Below are 14,275 nucleotides of genomic sequence, written 5' to 3' on the forward strand. Positions count from 1 at the left end.
CCGGAATTGCGTCTTTCAAAGAGTTGGAGCGGGAGGCGGGTGGAAATCGCGCGCACTCCCCATCCCGCGGCCTTTCAAAATGCTATAGCGCCCTTTGCGCGTCTGATGAGACGCGCGGCGCCGTGGCGAAACGGCTGACGATTTCAGCGAAATCGTTGTCGAGCGCCTCCATGTCGAATTCGGCCTCGACCTTCTTTCTTGCTTGGAGCGCTGCGCCCTCGCATTGCTCGGGATGCTCCGCGACGAAGCGTAGCCGGCTCGCAAGCGTCTCGACGTCTCTTTCGTCAGCGAGGAAGCCCGTCTTCTGATCCTCGATCAGCTCGGGAATGCCGGAATGGTTGGAACTCACCACCGTCAGACCGGCGGCCATGGCCTCCATCAGCGCCACGGGGATGCCTTCGACATCGCCGTTCTTGGCGGTAACGCTCGGCAGCACGAAGGCGTGCGAGCGCCGCAGCCACTCCTTGACGTCCTGGTGGGCGAGGCTGCCGAGGAAGGAGACCTGCCTGGCGATGCCGAGCTCGGATGCAAGCGCCTCGTGGCTTCGCCGCAGCGGACCGTCGCCGATGATCCTGTAGTGCCAGGCGAGTTCCGGCGCGTCGGCGTGCAGTCGGGCGAGCGCGCGGAGCGCGTATTCCACGCCCTTTTTCTCTGCAAGCCGGCACACGGAAATCAATTGCAGCGGCACGCCGCGCCAGGACTTCCATTCATAGGGAATCTTCTTGAGATCGATCCCCATATGGTGGACGCCGACCTTGGTTTCCGGCGCTCCGGCCTCCATCAACACACGGCGAAAATAGTCGTTCACGGTGAGGTTGAGCGCGCCGTATTCGAACAGGTCGTTGTAACGGCCGAGCCCCCGCTCATGGAGCGGCACGCCAACGTCGTAGCCGTGGAAGATCGTGACGATCGGCGGCTTCAGCCGCTTCCATTTCTTCAGCCGCGCGGCGCGGGCGCCGTTGTGCCCGAAATGGGCGACGAGGACATCGCATTCATTCAGGCGGGCGACCGACGACATGTCGAGCGCGGTGGAGACCTTGTCGCGAAGTTTCGCCGGCAGCCGCTCGATGGCCGGACGCGTGCGCGCCGCCGCGCCCCACCAGTCACGGGTTCGAGCCAGAAGGGTGGCGAGCGGCTCCTGCCGCCGATCCGCGAAATTGTAATCCGATATCCCGTTGCAGACGACATCGACCTCGAAGCCGCGACGCAAGAGGCCGGCCATCTGGCCGATGACGAAGGTTTCCGAAAGCGACGGAAACTGACCGACTATGAAACCGACGCGCATGCTTGCCGGTCTCAAGAGGCCTTGAGCGCAGAGGCGCGGCTCGCGGCAGCGCGATCCAGAACATCGAGGAATGCCGCAAACTGGCGGTCGGGCCGCATCAGTGGGCGCTCGGCAAATTTCGAGGCCGCTGTTGACAGCCGTTGATATTCGGCATCGTCGCTCCACAGACGACGGATTGCGCCGGTCCATTCTTCGAGCGGTCCATCATGGTCGAGAAGGATGCCGCCTTCGCCGATTGCTTCCGGCAACCCGCCGCGCGTCGATCCGACCACCGGAATGCCGCTGCAATGCGCTTCGGACGCCACCCGCCCCCAGGCCTCTTCCCATTTGCTCGGCGCAAGGAGGACTTTTGTCCGTCCATAAACGGTCTTCATGTCGCTGGTGCGGTTTTCGAGGCGCACGTTCTTCAACGGCGCGATGATCTTCTCGATTTCCGCCCGGTGATCGTCGGCGAGCTTCCAGCTTTCGACGAACAGGAAGGGAATGTCGGGGCATTGTTGGGCAATGCGGACCGCCAGCTCGAATCCCTTCTCCTTATACGGATTGATGAAGGTCACATATTCCCGCGTCGTCGGCGTCTTGTAGGTTTCGGGGTTGATCGTAGGCGGGATCACCACCGAGTCGATGCCGTATTTCTGCTTGTAGGTCCGGGCGGTGAATTCCGAATTCGCGATGTAAAGGGCGGCGGTCAGTTCCCTGAGATCGCCGGCGAGTTCGTGAAACTCGACGTTTCTAAGATAGATGACCAGCGGCACATTGTGCACCTGCAGCGCCTTTCCGATCGGGACCGATTTGTGGCACTGCACAACGGCAACGTCGGGGCGGAGCTTGTTGACGGCGAAACTTGCCGCCTCCCAGGGATGCCAGGCCCGAACGACGGGATAGCCGGGAAAGCTGTCCATGACGCCACGCTCGCCGGACAACTTAAGCCTGAGGCGCGCCTTGAAGCCGAACATGCCGTCGCCAAACAATGCGGCCAATACGCCGGCCTCGTGACCGCGGTCACGCAACTGCTGGACGAGGTGGTGCGTGCTCGACTGAACGCCGCCGCTGAACTCCGGATAATAACCGTTTCCGCCGGCAAACAGAACCTTCATACCGCTTCTCCTTCATACAGGCATTTCGCCGTGACCGCTACAGCGCGACGCGTCTGACAAGACACGCGAAGGACGCCGTAGCACTTTGAATTGCTGCATGTTTTTGTCCTTAAAGCGGCTGCGATTTAAGGAACATGCAGTAGGCTGGCACCTCACCCGAACGGGCGAGGAGAAAGGCATCAACTCCAGAATGACGGCAATTGTTGGGTCGGTCGCCCTTTGGTCGGCGCAACCTGCGATACCAGGACGCACCTAGGCAGAACCCACGGGGCAGGCGCGGAGATGCGCGAATTTCCGAAAACGTGTCGATCCAGCCGCAAGATAAACAGTCCTCCACCGAGCAGGGTGACCGTGCGAGACAGGCGCGCAGCATTGCTGCACTGCAGCAGAGACTGTCACGGTGGGCGCAGATAGTCAATCGAGAGTCACCCACTCGATCTAGCTCGAATGGGGTATCGCTACGCGCCCGAACCACTCGCTTGACGCCGCGACCTTTCGAGCCTCAAATCGGTGCCACAATTTGAGACGAACGACGGCGGTGCAGCATGGGCGATGACGAACCGGTACCGGAGACGAAACTGACGTCCACCAAGCGGCAATGGGCCGCGGGTGGCAAGTTCCTGACGGGGCGCGTCGCGCGCCCGGAGACGGACCGACTGCCGCCCGGCCAGCATCTCGTCAAAGACTGGCCGGTTCTGGATCTTGGACAGCAGCCTCATATTGCGCTGGAGACCTGGCGGCTTGACGTGACGGGCCTCGTCGAGGAGCCGTTGTCACTCGACTGGAAGGCGTTCCAGTCGTTGCCGCAGAGCGACAGTCTCTCCGACATACATTGCGTCACGACCTGGTCGCGCTACGACAATCGCTGGCAAGGCGTGCTGACGCGTGACCTCATCGACCAGGTGATGCCGAAGCCCGAGGCAGAATATGTCCTGCTGACCAGCTTTGACGGCTATACGACCAATCTTCCGCTCATCGATTTTGCCGCAGAGAACGCGATCCTCGCGACGCGTTGGGAAGGCGCCCCGATCAGCCGTGCCCACGGCGGTCCGATGCGCCTCGTCGTGCCGCACCTCTATCTCTGGAAAAGCGCCAAATGGCTGACGCGGATCGATTTCCGTGCCGCCGACAGGGCCGGCTTCTGGGAGCGGAACGGCTATCATATGCGCGGCGATCCGTGGCTTGAGGAGCGCTATTCCGGCGATTGAAGCGGCCGCCTTCGGAAATGCAACCGGCGAATTTTGATGCTACAGTCGTCGGTTGAGGGCGTTATCTAGCGGGCAATCATTTTGAGTTCCGGGAGGAAAGCATGCGCAGTCCGAGCTTGAAGAGCCTGTCCTTTGCTTTGATATTCGCGCTTGGGGCGGCATCGCCGTCGACGGCGCAGGCGGCGTCGCCGGAGCCGGTCAAGGCCGAGCACGGCATGGTCGTCACCGCCCAGCATCTCGCCTCCGATATCGGCGTGGAAGTTCTGAAGAAGGGCGGCAACGCCATCGATGCGGCGGTCGCCGTCGGCTATGCGCTCGCCGTCACCTATCCGACCGCCGGCAATATCGGCGGCGGCGGTTTCATGACCATCCGCTTCAAGGACGGTAAGACCACCTTTCTCGATTTCCGCGAACGCGCGCCGCTCGCCGCCACCAAATCGATGTATCTCGATGACAAGGGCAACCTCGTCAAAGGCTTGAGCACCAATGGCTATCTCGCCGTCGGGGTGCCAGGGCCGGTGATGGGTTTCGAGTACGCGCGCAGCCGCTACGGCACGCGCCCGCTCAAGGACTTGATCGCACCGGCGATCAAGCTCGCCAAGGAAGGCTTTGTGCTGGAGCAGGGCGATATCGAGTCTTTCGACGGTGAAACGGAGAGGCTGGCGAAGGATCCTGCGGCGGCTGCGATCTTTCTGAAACCCGACGGCAAACCCTTCGCGGTCGGCGAGAAGCTCGTCCAGGCCGATCTTGCCGCCTCGCTGTCAAGCATCGCGGAGAAGGGGCCGGACGCCTTCTACAAGGGTGCGATCGCCGACGCGATCGTCAAGGCGAGCGCGGAGAAGGGCGGCATCCTCGCCAAGAAGGATTTCGAGCAATATGCAGTTCGCGAGCTGGAACCGGTCAAATGCAACTACCGCGGCTATGACATTGTGTCCTCGCCGCCGCCATCGTCGGGCGGTGTCATCATCTGCGAGATCCTCAACGTGCTCGAGGGCTATCCGCTTTCCTATCTTGGCTACGGTTCGGCCGAGACGGTGCACGCGATGATCGAGGCGATGCGGCACGCCTATGTCGACCGCAACACCGCGCTCGGCGATCCGGACTTCGTCGAAAATCCGGTCAGCAAACTCACCGACAAGGCCTATGCGAAGGAAATCCGCGCGAAGATCGAACCGTTCAGGGCGGGCGTGTCGCAGGCGCTGATGCCGGCAGGCTTCACGGAGAGCAAGGAGACGACCCACTATTCGATCATCGACGACGAGGGCAATGCCGTCGCCGTCACTTATACGCTGAACGGCTCGTTCGGCGCGGGCGTGGTGGCGCCTGGAACCGGGATCCTGCTCAACAACGAGATGGACGATTTCACCGCCAAGCCCGGCGCGCCCAATCTCTACGGTCTCGTCCAGGGCGAGGCGAACGCGATCGCGCCCGGCAAGACGCCGCTTTCGTCGATGAGCCCGACGATCGTCTCCAAGGACGGCAAGCCCTTCATGGTGATCGGCAGCCCCGGCGGCGCGCGCATCATCACGATCACGCTGGAAGCGATCATCAATGTCATCGACCACGGCATGAACATCCAGGAGGCGGTCGACGCGCCGCGCCTTCACCATCAATGGCTGCCGGACAAGGTGTTCATGGAACCCTATGCGCTGTCGCCGGACACCCGCAAGCTTCTCGCCGCCATGGGCCATGACGTCGAGATCGACGAAAGCTGGAAGATCTGGGGACAGGCCACCGGCATTCTCGTCGGCGGCGAAAACCTGGAGGAGATCGAGGCCGGCGGCGGTGCCCGCTACAACGGCGCCGTTGACAGCCGTATCGGGGCAGGTGCGGCGAGAGGGTATTAGCGCTCGCATCATTCCTCGAGCTTTTCCCGCTCGGCTTTTTACTGGTTACTGACCGTGGCCATTGGGAAGATCGCTCCGCAGCAGGCCGTAAATTGCGGTGTCCCAACGCTCGTCGCCGACTTTTACGGACGAGCGCCGCACGCCTTCGTCGATAAAGCCGAGGCTAAGATAGATGCGGATTGCCGCCCGGTTAAAGGTGTAGACGTTGAGCTCCAGCCGCTCGAAAGCAGGAACGGCAAAGACACGCTGAATGACAAGCGTCAAGAAGGGACGGGCGAGCCCTTGGCCGCGAAACACGGGATTGACGGCGACGCGGCTGAGCCGGGCGACGCCGTTTTGCCAGTCGAGGGCTACCTGCGCATGGCCAGCAACGCCTCCTCGCACAAGACCGGAAAAGATCCAGCGCTTCGGCTGCAACCCGGCCGTCTCGGCGACCATCGCCTCGATCTGACCGTTGTCGAGCGGAAAGCGGACATCCGGACCGCCCCATTGAATGAGCGATTGCAGCGTCGGGAACCAGGCAGGCAACTCCCGAGCATGTTCCTTGGCAAAATTTTGGAGCTGCAACGCTGCTTGGGGCATGACATTCGGCGTGAAAATGTTGGTTCTGCATTCTCGGTATCGAGCCGCGAATGTAAAGGCCCGCGTTCAGGCCTTCGGCATCGTCACCCCGGCCGCCTCGCGGATGGTCTGCATCAGGATCGAAAGCGGCAAGGACGGGATTGCGTCGGCGCGCATGGTGAGGCCGACCGGCCCCTTGGTCTCGCTGGTGTCGATCGGCAGCGTCGCCAGGAGGCCGTCGTCGATATCCGTCGCGACGACGCCTGTCGAGATGATCCAGATCGCATCGCTCGAACGCACGAAGGCGCGGCCGAAGGAATCGGAGACGGTCTCGATCTGGTTCGGCAGGCCGGCTATGCCGTTGGCGATCAGGAAGCGTTCGACGAAGGGCCGAATGATCGAGGCGCGGGTGGGCATCAGAACTGGAAAGTCGCCGAGATGGGCGAAGATCGATTGTCTGCCGGCGATGAGCGGGTGGCCGACGCGCACGGCAAACACCACCTGTTCGGAATAGAGGTGCTCGAAGGAAAACCCGGTCATCTTGTCAGGCGCGGCCAGCCTGCCGACGACGAGATCCAGGTCACCGACCCGCAACTGCTCCAGGAGCACCGCATTTTCGCCGGTAACGATCTTGATGCGGGCGCCGGTTTCCTCCTTGAGAAAGAGCGCCATGGCGCGAGGCATGATGCGGGTGGAAACCGTCGGAAGTGCGCCGATCCGGATCGGCGGACCATCGCCCGAGCGTTCCTGCGAGACCGAATCGAGCCCTTGCCGGAGCGCCGTCAGCGCAGCACCCGCGTGGCGGAGAAAGACCTCGCCGTAGCGGGTGATCCTGATGCCGCGTCCCTCGCGCTCGAACACGGAGACGCCCAGCACCTCCTCCAGTTCGCGGATCGTCTTGGTAACGGCCGGCTGGCTGACATGTAAGAGTTCGGCCGCCTTCATCACGCTCTTCTGGCGCGCGACCTCGACAAATGTCTGTAGATGGCGAAACTTGACACGAGTATCGATCATGAAATCCATAACCTGCGAGTTATTGGAAAGCTATGAAATATCATTTTACCTAACCAGATCAAACATCCAATTTGGTGACGGAGGAGATCTGCCGTGCAATTCGCCCGTATCAACGACATCACGATTCATTATCAGGTGATTGGTGCGACGGGGGAAAAGCCTGTCCTTGTCTTCGCCAATTCGCTCGGCACGGATTTCCGCATCTGGCGCGATGTCGTGGTCCGCCTTGCCGGCGAGTTCGCGATCGTTCTTTACGACAAGCGGGGCCACGGCCTTTCCGATGTCGGCCAGGTTCCCTATTCGATCGAGGATCATGCGACCGACCTTGCCGCCCTGCTCGACCTGCTTGCCGTCCGCCAGGCGATCGTCTGCGGGCTTTCCGTCGGCGGCCTGATCGCGCAGTCGCTCTATCAGCGCCGCCCGGATCTGGTGCGCGCGCTCGTGCTTTCGGACACGGCGCCCAAGATCGGCACGGCGGAGATGTGGGACGCGCGCATCGCCGCGATCGAGGCCGGCGGCATCGAGGCGGTCGCCGACGCTGTACTTGAGCGCTGGTTCACGCCAGCTTTCCGGCGGCCGGAGAATGTCGCTTTCACCGGCTATCGCAACATGCTGATCCGGCAGCCGGTGGCAGGCTACATCGGCACCTGTGCTGCAGTTCGCGACGCCGATTACACGGAGGCGGCCAAGAAAATTGCCGTTCCCGTGCTGTGCGTGGTCGGGGAGGACGACGGTTCGACGCCGCCGGACCTCGTGCTCTCGATGGCCAAGCTTATCCCCGATGCACGCTACGAGGTGATCCGCGAAGCCGGTCATATCCCCTGCGTCGAACAGCCGGAAATCCTGACCGCGATTCTCCGGCCATTCTTCGAACTCGTCATGCATGGAGACAAAAATGAGTGACGCCTCTGCGCCCTCCGAGCGCTATCGCCAGGGCATGGCGACGCGCCGCGCCGTTCTCGGCGACAATCATGTCGACCGTGCGCAATCGGCCACGACCGATTTCGATCGTCCTTTCCAGGACCTGATCACCGAAGCCGCCTGGGGCCATGTCTGGTCGCGCCCGAACTGGACGAAACGGGAGCGCTCGATCGTCACCATCGCGTTGCTTGCAGCCCTCGGCCAGGATGAAGAGGTGGCGATGCATGTCCGCGCCACGGCCAACACCGGGGCGAGCCGCGAGGATATCTGCGAGGCGCTGCTGCACGTGGCGATCTATGCGGGCGTGCCGGCGGCGAACCACGCGATCAAGATCGCCAGGCAGGTCTTGGCTGACATGGATGCCGGCAAGGCGGCCTGAGGGGAGCAATGACAATGTCGGACAGCCAGAACCATAAGCCCGAAACGGGCGCGTTTTTTCAGCGCGACCGTGACTGGCACGCGCCGGCCTTCACCCCCGGCTACAAGACCTCCGTACTGCGCTCGCCGCAAAAGGCGCTGCTTTCGCTCGATAACACGATCTCCGAGATCACAGGGCCTGTCTTCGGCCATTCGATACTGGGCGAGCTCGACAATGACCTGATCCACAACTTCGCCAAACCCGGCGAGAGCGCGATCGGCGAGCGCATTATCGTGCATGGCCGGGTGCTCGACGAGCGCGGCCGTCCCGTGCGGGGTGCTTTGCTCGAATTCTGGCAGGCGAATGCCGGCGGGCGCTACCGGCACAAGAAGGAAACCTATCTCGCGGCGCTGGATCCGAATTTCGGCGGCTGCGGCCGGACGATCACCGACGACGAGGGTTACTATTTCTTCCGGACGATCAAGCCCGGAGCCTATCCCTGGCCGAACGGCGTCAACGACTGGCGGCCGGCGCATATCCACTTCTCGATCTTCGGGCACGGCTTCGCCCAGCGGCTGATAACCCAGATGTATTTCGAGGGCGATCCGATGATCTGCAAATGTCCGATTGTCAACACGATCCCCGACCGCCGGGCCATCGAGCAACTGATCGCGCCGCTTGACTGGGCCAATACGATCCCGATGGAGGCCAGGGCCTATAAGTTCGACATCGTGCTGCGCGGCCGCCGCTCGACGTTCTTCGAAAACCGGCCGGAAGGCAACTGAGGGGCAACCGATGGTTCAGGAACTTGGCTACCTCAAGGAAACCGCCTCGCAGACCGCCGGGCCTTACGTCCATATCGGCCTGACACCGAACTTCTGCGGTATTCCGGGCGTCTACAAGACCGATCTCGGCGCCTCGATGGTCAACGACAAGACGCTCGGGCAGCGCATTACCGTCAGGGGTCGCGTTATCGACGGGGCGGGAATGCCGCTCAAGGACGCGCTCGTCGAGATCTGGCAGGCGGATGCAAGCGGCCTCTACAATTCGCCCGCAGAAATGCGCGGAACGGCTGACCCGAATTTTACTGGATGGGGCAGGTGCCCGACGAGCGCCGAGGACGGCGTCTTCACCTTCGAGACCGTCAAGCCGGGCCGGGTGCCGTTCAAGGATGGTCGCCTGATGGCACCGCACATCACCCTCTGGATCGTTGCGCGCGGCATCAATATCGGTCTTCACACACGGATGTATTTCCCGGACGAGGCGGCGGCGAACGCCGAAGATCCGCTGCTTGGCCGGATCGAGCATCGTCATCGGGCCGAGACGCTTGTCGCCGCGGGCACGGCGCCTAGTTATACATTCGACATTCATCTCCAGGGCGAGAACGAAACGGTCTTCCTGGATATATGATCATCGCGTGGCGGCCTGCCCGCGTTGCTTCGTGTCTTTGACGTCGCCGTTCCGGCCTCGCGCGGGAAGGCGGGATCCTGGAGATGTGGAATGACCTACTCGGCCTTTGATCATCCCTATCTTTCCGGTCTTCTTGGCGACGAGGCCGTGGCGGCGGAATTTTCCGCCGTGGCCGATATCCGCGCCATGCTTGCTTTCGAGGCAGCGCTCGCGCGGGCCGAAGCGGAGCACGGGATCATTCCGCGTTCTGCGGCCGATCGCATCAACGAAGCCTGTCGTGGCTTTTCACCTGATGTCGTGGCGCTGCGCCGCGCGACGGCGGCAGACGGCGTCGTCGTTCCGGAACTGGTCCGGCAGTTGCGCGCGGCAGTCGGCGCCGACGCTGCAAGCCACGTGCATTTCGGAGCCACCAGCCAGGACGTCATCGACACCAGCCTGATGCTGCGGCTGAAGGCGATCGCCGAACTCTTCGGCTGCCGTCTCCGCGATGTCGTGGCGGTGCTTGAAGAATGCGACCGGCAATGGGGGTTTCGTCCCCTGATGGGGCGTACGCGCATGCAGGCGGCGATCCCGATCACGGTTTCGGATCGCCTGCGTGCCTGGATCGAGCCGCTTCTCGACCATCAGGACCGCCTCGAGGCCATGGACCGGGACCTGTTCGCCGTACAGTTCGGCGGCGCCGCCGGCACGCTCGATAAACTCGGGGACATGGCGGAGGCCGTTCGCGAGACGCTCGCCGAGGAGCTAGCGCTGGTCGATTGTCCGCAATGGCACAGCCAGCGCTCGGCGGTGGCGGACTTCGCCAATCTGCTGTCGCTGATCACGGGCAGCCTCGGCAAGTTCGGCCAGGATGTGGCGATGATGGCGCAAACCAGCGAGGAGATCGTGCTTGCCGGCGGCGGCGGCTCCTCCGCCATGCCGCACAAGCAGAATCCGGTTGCGGCGGAAGTGCTGGTCACCTTGGCGCGGTTCAATGCCACCCTGCTCGCGGGGGTGCATCAGGCGCTCATCCACGAGCAGGAACGCTCCGGTTCTGCCTGGACGCTCGAATGGTTGATCCTGCCGCAGATGGCCGGCGCGACGGCGGCCGCCACCAGGCTTGCGGCGGAACTGGCGGGCAATATCAGGCGCCTGGGCGGGGCGTGAACCGCATTCCGGCACACGCGGCGATTTCAGACTCATCACGTATTTCGTTCAGTCGCCGATGCTCGCCGCAGTGCTTGCTGCGGCGCAAAGAGGATCTGGACGCGTCGGCATAACACGGTCGCCAGAGAACTGGAGACCGTCAATTGGGCACAAACGATCGCGACCGCCGCATGGGCTGTGAAGATGCAGCGCCCATTGCCGAACTCCTCTCTAATCCTCGCGGCCCGGGCTCGGACGACATCTATTTGCTTGAATTTATGGAACTTCGGCGCAACCGGATGGACAGCGGCGAACCGCACGTGTTCGCGCGCCGGGGAGCCTCTCTCAAGCGATCATAGTAGCGGCCATCGGCTTGGCACCTGTCGCTCTGGCGCAGTCGTGCGCCAGAGGCAGCATCAGCTAACAGCCTTTCCTCGAGATTGATAATTTCTGTAGAAATAATCGTTAATCTGCGCAACCATTGTCCGTGATGAACGTTTTGTGCAGGGCCTTCAGGTCGGTCTTGGCGGACGCCCTACGCATTCCGGTACTTGCAAGGGACAACGGATCAGGGAGACGCGTTTGCTTTACGATGTCGCTGTTGTTGGCTCGGGCTTTTCAGCGATCGCGGTGACGATCAACCTGCTCCGGCTGCTGCCAGCCTCCACTTCGATTGCGATCGTCAGCGATGACCCGGGGTTTGGAAGGGGCACTGCCTATCGCACGGAGTTTTTTGTCCATCGTTTGAACGTCCCTGCCGGACGGATGAGCCTCTTTCCCGAGAAGCCCGACGATTTTGTCGAATGGCTTGGAGAGCACATGCGGCAGGTTTCCGCGGACGGCTTCGCGTCACGGGGAGACTATGGCCTTTACTTGCGCGACCGGCTGGCATCATTGTTGCGTGACCACGAGCGGCGGGCGAAGGTTGATTTCGTCAAGGCCAAGGCGACGGACTGCGTTCATTGCAGCGAGGCGGGGCTTGTCTTTCATCTCGACAACGCCGCTGAACTTAGCGCGCGAAACGTTGTGCTCTGCCTTGGCATCGGCAACGCCGATCTGCCGCTCGCGGCGGGGAAAATCGACGCCGGCGTCGAAGGTCGCATCGTGCGCAATCCATGGCGGCTGAGCTGGCTCCGGAAGGTCGGCCCGAGCGACACGATCTGCATCCTCGGATCCGGATTAACGATGATCGATCAGGTGCTTGCCTTGCGGGTGCACGGCCATCGAGGGCGTTTCCGCGTTCTGTCGCGCCGCGGCCTGCTTCCGCATGCGCATCCGCCGGCCGACCGTCGAGCGCGGGCCGTCGAGCCGCAGCTTGGAGGCTCGCGAGAAATCAGCGCGCTGCTCGCGCGCTTTCGCAGGCAGGTTCGCAACGGGGCCGACTGGCGCGGGCTGATGGACGGCCTCAGACCAGTGACGCAAAAGCTGTGGCAGGATCTGACGAAAGAGCAGCGTGCGCGGTTCCTGCGCCACGGCCTGGCGTGGTGGAACGTGCATCGCCATCGGATCGCCCCTGAGATCGCTTCACGTTTCGAGGCCTTGAGACGAGATGGCATCGTCACGGTTCATGCCGGCTTTCTGGAGACGATCGAAGAAGGGCGCCGCTGCGCATTGGTCACGTATCGGGAAAGGCAAAGCCACCGGCCCCGATCTTTTGATGCGGATTGGATCGTCAACTGCACCGGCATGGAGCGGGCCGGCGTTGCGCATTCGCCGCTGCTTCGGGAAATGCAGCGACAGGGGCTGATCAGCCCCGACGAGCTTGGACTCGGCCTCTCTGTCGACAAGGACTCCCGTGTGCTCGATCTGCAGAAAGAGCCGCAGCCAGGACTTTACGCGGTCGGTGCTTTGACGGCAGGCCAGTTCTGGGAAATCACCGCGGTTCCGGATATCCGCGTGCAGGCGCAAAACGTGGCAAGCGCGATCGCTTCGGCTTTGCGGGCTTGATATCTGCCATTGGCCCGGCGCTAACCCGGCAGTTGCTGACCAGTCTTAGGCTGTCGGGGATTGGCGAGCGGCGGCGCGCGGGCGATGATGAACGCAATCGCCAGGACCGCGATGCAAAGCCCGGCGGTAAACGCGGTGACCCCCGCCCAGCCCCACTTGCTCCACATCACCCCACCGGCAGAACCAAGCAGACTCGAGCCGGCGTAATAGCCGAAGAGATAAAGAGCGCTCGCATAGCCGCGATTGTCGAAGGCTCTTCTGCTGACCCAACTCGAGGCGACGGTATGTGCGCCGAAAAAACCCATCGTGACGATCCCTATCGCTGAAACGATGACCCAGAGTGGAGAGGGCGCAGTCAGCAGTAGGCCGATCAGGAGAACGACGACAGGTCGCCAGAACGTCGGGCGCACGCCGATCCGACCCGCCAGCTTCCCGAACGAGGCCGAGCTTGCCGATCCGAGCATATAGAGCAGGAAGATTGCGCCGATCTCGGCATGACCAAGGGCGTAGGGTTCGACGGCCAGCCGATACGGCACGTAGTTGTAGATCGTGACGAAGGCTCCCATCATGAGAAACCCGGTGCCATAGAGCATCAGCAGAACTCGGTCGCGGAGCACGCTTGCATAACCGCTGAGGAAGGACCGAAGGGAATGGCGTTGCGGCCGGAATGCGCGCGATGCCGGGGCGCTGGCACAAAAGACGATCCCGGCTGCCGCGCTGAAGAGGCCCATCGAGGCAATCGCCCACCGCCATCCGAGCCACTCGGTGGCCACCGCGGCGCCAAGCCGCCCGATCATCCCGCCGAACGCCGAACCTGCGATGTAAAGGCCCATGGCGGGACCGATAGCGGGCGGTTCTACCTCTTCGGCAATGTAGGTCATCGCGACGGCAGGGACGCCTGCGAGCGCTATGCCGGACAGACAGCGCAGCACGAGCAAGCTCTCCCACGTTGGCGCAATTGCCGCCATGATCCCGAAGAGCGCCGCGGAGATCAGCGAGTATATCATCAATGTGCGACGCCCTATCCGGTCCGAGAGCCAGCCGGCAGCCAGAATCCCGACTGCCATCGGGCCGGTCGCCAGCGAGACAGCGAGGCTCGAGTTCTCGGGCGAGATCCCGAACGTCGTGGAAAACTCCGGCAGAAGCGGCTGGACGCTGTACAAAAGCGAGAAGGTGGCGAAACCAGCCATGACCATCGCGGTGGCGAGGCGCCGGTACTCCACCGTTCCGATCAGAATGAGGTCATCGTTTTCCATTGCTCATACTCTGTCCGGGCTGTCGCCGCCCATAGCTCTGCGCGTCTTGTCAGACGCGCAGGACGCTGTAGTGCTTTGAATTACTGCATGTTTTTATCGTTGAATCGGCTACGACTTAGGAAACATGCGGTAGGTTTCAAAGGCGAATGATCACGGATTTGAGCTGAGTGTAGTGTCAAAGCGCGTCGATTCCTTGCTCGCGTCCATAGCCGCCGTATTCGTTTACGACGGCCCAGGCCTACCGGC

The 14,275-nt window shown here is 62.5% G+C and carries 13 protein-coding genes; 8 read left to right on the top strand and 5 right to left on the bottom strand.

Going from position 1 to position 14,275, the window contains the following annotated elements:
* Positions 1-82 precede the first annotated feature (82 nt).
* The gene (locus PZN02_RS28195; RefSeq protein ID WP_280662235.1) at positions 83-1,285 is read right to left on the bottom strand and encodes a glycosyltransferase; all 1,203 of its coding nucleotides are present in this window, start codon (positions 1,283-1,285) and stop codon (positions 83-85) included.
* 11 nt (positions 1,286-1,296) lie between these two features.
* Positions 1,297-2,382 carry a glycosyltransferase gene (locus tag PZN02_RS28200; protein ID WP_280662236.1) on the bottom strand — a complete coding sequence of 362 codons (1,086 nt, stop codon included), beginning with the start codon at positions 2,380-2,382 and terminating at the stop codon, positions 1,297-1,299.
* Between the two features lie 545 nt (positions 2,383-2,927).
* Here PZN02_RS28200 and PZN02_RS28205 point away from each other — a divergent pair.
* Both PZN02_RS28205 and ggt read left to right on the top strand, forming a co-directional pair.
* Complete coding sequence (locus PZN02_RS28205) at positions 2,928-3,590, top strand: sulfite oxidase-like oxidoreductase (protein ID WP_280662237.1); 663 nt, start codon at positions 2,928-2,930, stop codon at positions 3,588-3,590.
* Between the two features lie 101 nt (positions 3,591-3,691).
* A complete protein-coding gene (ggt, locus tag PZN02_RS28210) occupies positions 3,692-5,437 on the top strand; it encodes a gamma-glutamyltransferase (RefSeq protein ID WP_280662238.1) in 1,746 nt (581 codons plus the stop codon).
* A gap of 45 nt (positions 5,438-5,482) precedes the next feature.
* Here the strand turns inward: ggt and PZN02_RS28215 are convergent, their stop codons facing one another.
* Together PZN02_RS28215 and pcaQ are read right to left on the bottom strand one after the other, a co-directional pair.
* Positions 5,483-5,965: a GNAT family N-acetyltransferase gene (locus PZN02_RS28215; protein ID WP_425336326.1), complete on the bottom strand. Its 483-nt coding sequence runs from the start codon at positions 5,963-5,965 to the stop codon at positions 5,483-5,485.
* Between the two features lie 120 nt (positions 5,966-6,085).
* On the bottom strand, positions 6,086-7,012 hold the full coding sequence (gene pcaQ / locus PZN02_RS28220) for a pca operon transcription factor PcaQ (RefSeq protein ID WP_280662240.1): 927 nt from the start codon (positions 7,010-7,012) through the stop codon (positions 6,086-6,088).
* A 93-nt stretch (positions 7,013-7,105) separates the two neighbouring features.
* Here pcaQ and pcaD point away from each other — a divergent pair, with 93 nt between their 5' ends.
* The 6 genes from pcaD to PZN02_RS28250 all read left to right on the top strand — a co-directional run bounded on the left by pcaD (position 7,106) and on the right by PZN02_RS28250 (position 12,773).
* Positions 7,106-7,915: a 3-oxoadipate enol-lactonase gene (gene pcaD / locus PZN02_RS28225; protein WP_280662241.1), complete on the top strand. Its 810-nt coding sequence runs from the start codon at positions 7,106-7,108 to the stop codon at positions 7,913-7,915.
* Positions 7,908-8,312, top strand: coding sequence for a 4-carboxymuconolactone decarboxylase (pcaC, locus tag PZN02_RS28230; protein WP_280662242.1), 405 nt, complete (start codon positions 7,908-7,910; stop codon positions 8,310-8,312). Before pcaD ends, pcaC begins: the two co-directional genes overlap by 8 nt.
* A gap of 14 nt (positions 8,313-8,326) precedes the next feature.
* Complete coding sequence (gene pcaH / locus PZN02_RS28235; RefSeq protein WP_280662243.1) at positions 8,327-9,076, top strand: protocatechuate 3,4-dioxygenase subunit beta; 750 nt, start codon at positions 8,327-8,329, stop codon at positions 9,074-9,076.
* Positions 9,077-9,086: 10 nt separating this feature from the next.
* The gene (gene pcaG / locus PZN02_RS28240) at positions 9,087-9,701 is read left to right on the top strand and encodes a protocatechuate 3,4-dioxygenase subunit alpha (protein WP_280662244.1); all 615 of its coding nucleotides are present in this window, start codon (positions 9,087-9,089) and stop codon (positions 9,699-9,701) included.
* A 90-nt stretch (positions 9,702-9,791) separates the two neighbouring features.
* Positions 9,792-10,847, top strand: a complete 1,056-nt coding sequence (locus PZN02_RS28245; RefSeq protein WP_280662245.1) for a 3-carboxy-cis,cis-muconate cycloisomerase — start codon at positions 9,792-9,794, stop codon at positions 10,845-10,847.
* Between the two features lie 561 nt (positions 10,848-11,408).
* A complete protein-coding gene (locus PZN02_RS28250; RefSeq protein ID WP_280662246.1) occupies positions 11,409-12,773 on the top strand; it encodes an FAD/NAD(P)-binding protein in 1,365 nt (454 codons plus the stop codon).
* A gap of 20 nt (positions 12,774-12,793) precedes the next feature.
* Here the strand turns inward: PZN02_RS28250 and PZN02_RS28255 are convergent, their stop codons facing one another.
* Positions 12,794-14,029 (bottom strand): MFS transporter, encoded by a 1,236-nt coding sequence (locus tag PZN02_RS28255; protein WP_280662247.1) that lies wholly within the window; start codon positions 14,027-14,029, stop codon positions 12,794-12,796.
* Positions 14,030-14,275: the final 246 nt, after the last annotated feature.

Origin of the sequence: Sinorhizobium garamanticum (assembly GCF_029892065.1) — a bacterium.
Classification (GTDB): Bacteria; Pseudomonadota; Alphaproteobacteria; order Rhizobiales; family Rhizobiaceae; genus Sinorhizobium; species Sinorhizobium garamanticum.

Excerpts from the sequence above, each read along its gene's own strand:
- PZN02_RS28195 (WP_280662235.1), bottom strand. The coding sequence starts at position 1,285 with ATGCGCGTCGGTTTCATAGTCGGTCAGTTTCCGTCGCTTTCGGAAACC.
- PZN02_RS28200 (WP_280662236.1), bottom strand. The coding sequence starts at position 2,382 with ATGAAGGTTCTGTTTGCCGGCGGAAACGGTTATTATCCGGAGTTCAGC.
- PZN02_RS28205 (WP_280662237.1), top strand. The coding sequence starts at position 2,928 with ATGGGCGATGACGAACCGGTACCGGAGACGAAACTGACGTCCACCAAG.
- ggt (WP_280662238.1), top strand. The coding sequence starts at position 3,692 with ATGCGCAGTCCGAGCTTGAAGAGCCTGTCCTTTGCTTTGATATTCGCG.
- pcaQ (WP_280662240.1), bottom strand. The coding sequence starts at position 7,012 with ATGATCGATACTCGTGTCAAGTTTCGCCATCTACAGACATTTGTCGAG.
- pcaC (WP_280662242.1), top strand. The coding sequence starts at position 7,908 with ATGAGTGACGCCTCTGCGCCCTCCGAGCGCTATCGCCAGGGCATGGCG.
- pcaH (WP_280662243.1), top strand. The coding sequence starts at position 8,327 with ATGTCGGACAGCCAGAACCATAAGCCCGAAACGGGCGCGTTTTTTCAG.
- pcaG (WP_280662244.1), top strand. The coding sequence starts at position 9,087 with ATGGTTCAGGAACTTGGCTACCTCAAGGAAACCGCCTCGCAGACCGCC.
- PZN02_RS28245 (WP_280662245.1), top strand. The coding sequence starts at position 9,792 with ATGACCTACTCGGCCTTTGATCATCCCTATCTTTCCGGTCTTCTTGGC.
- PZN02_RS28255 (WP_280662247.1), bottom strand. The coding sequence starts at position 14,029 with ATGGAAAACGATGACCTCATTCTGATCGGAACGGTGGAGTACCGGCGC.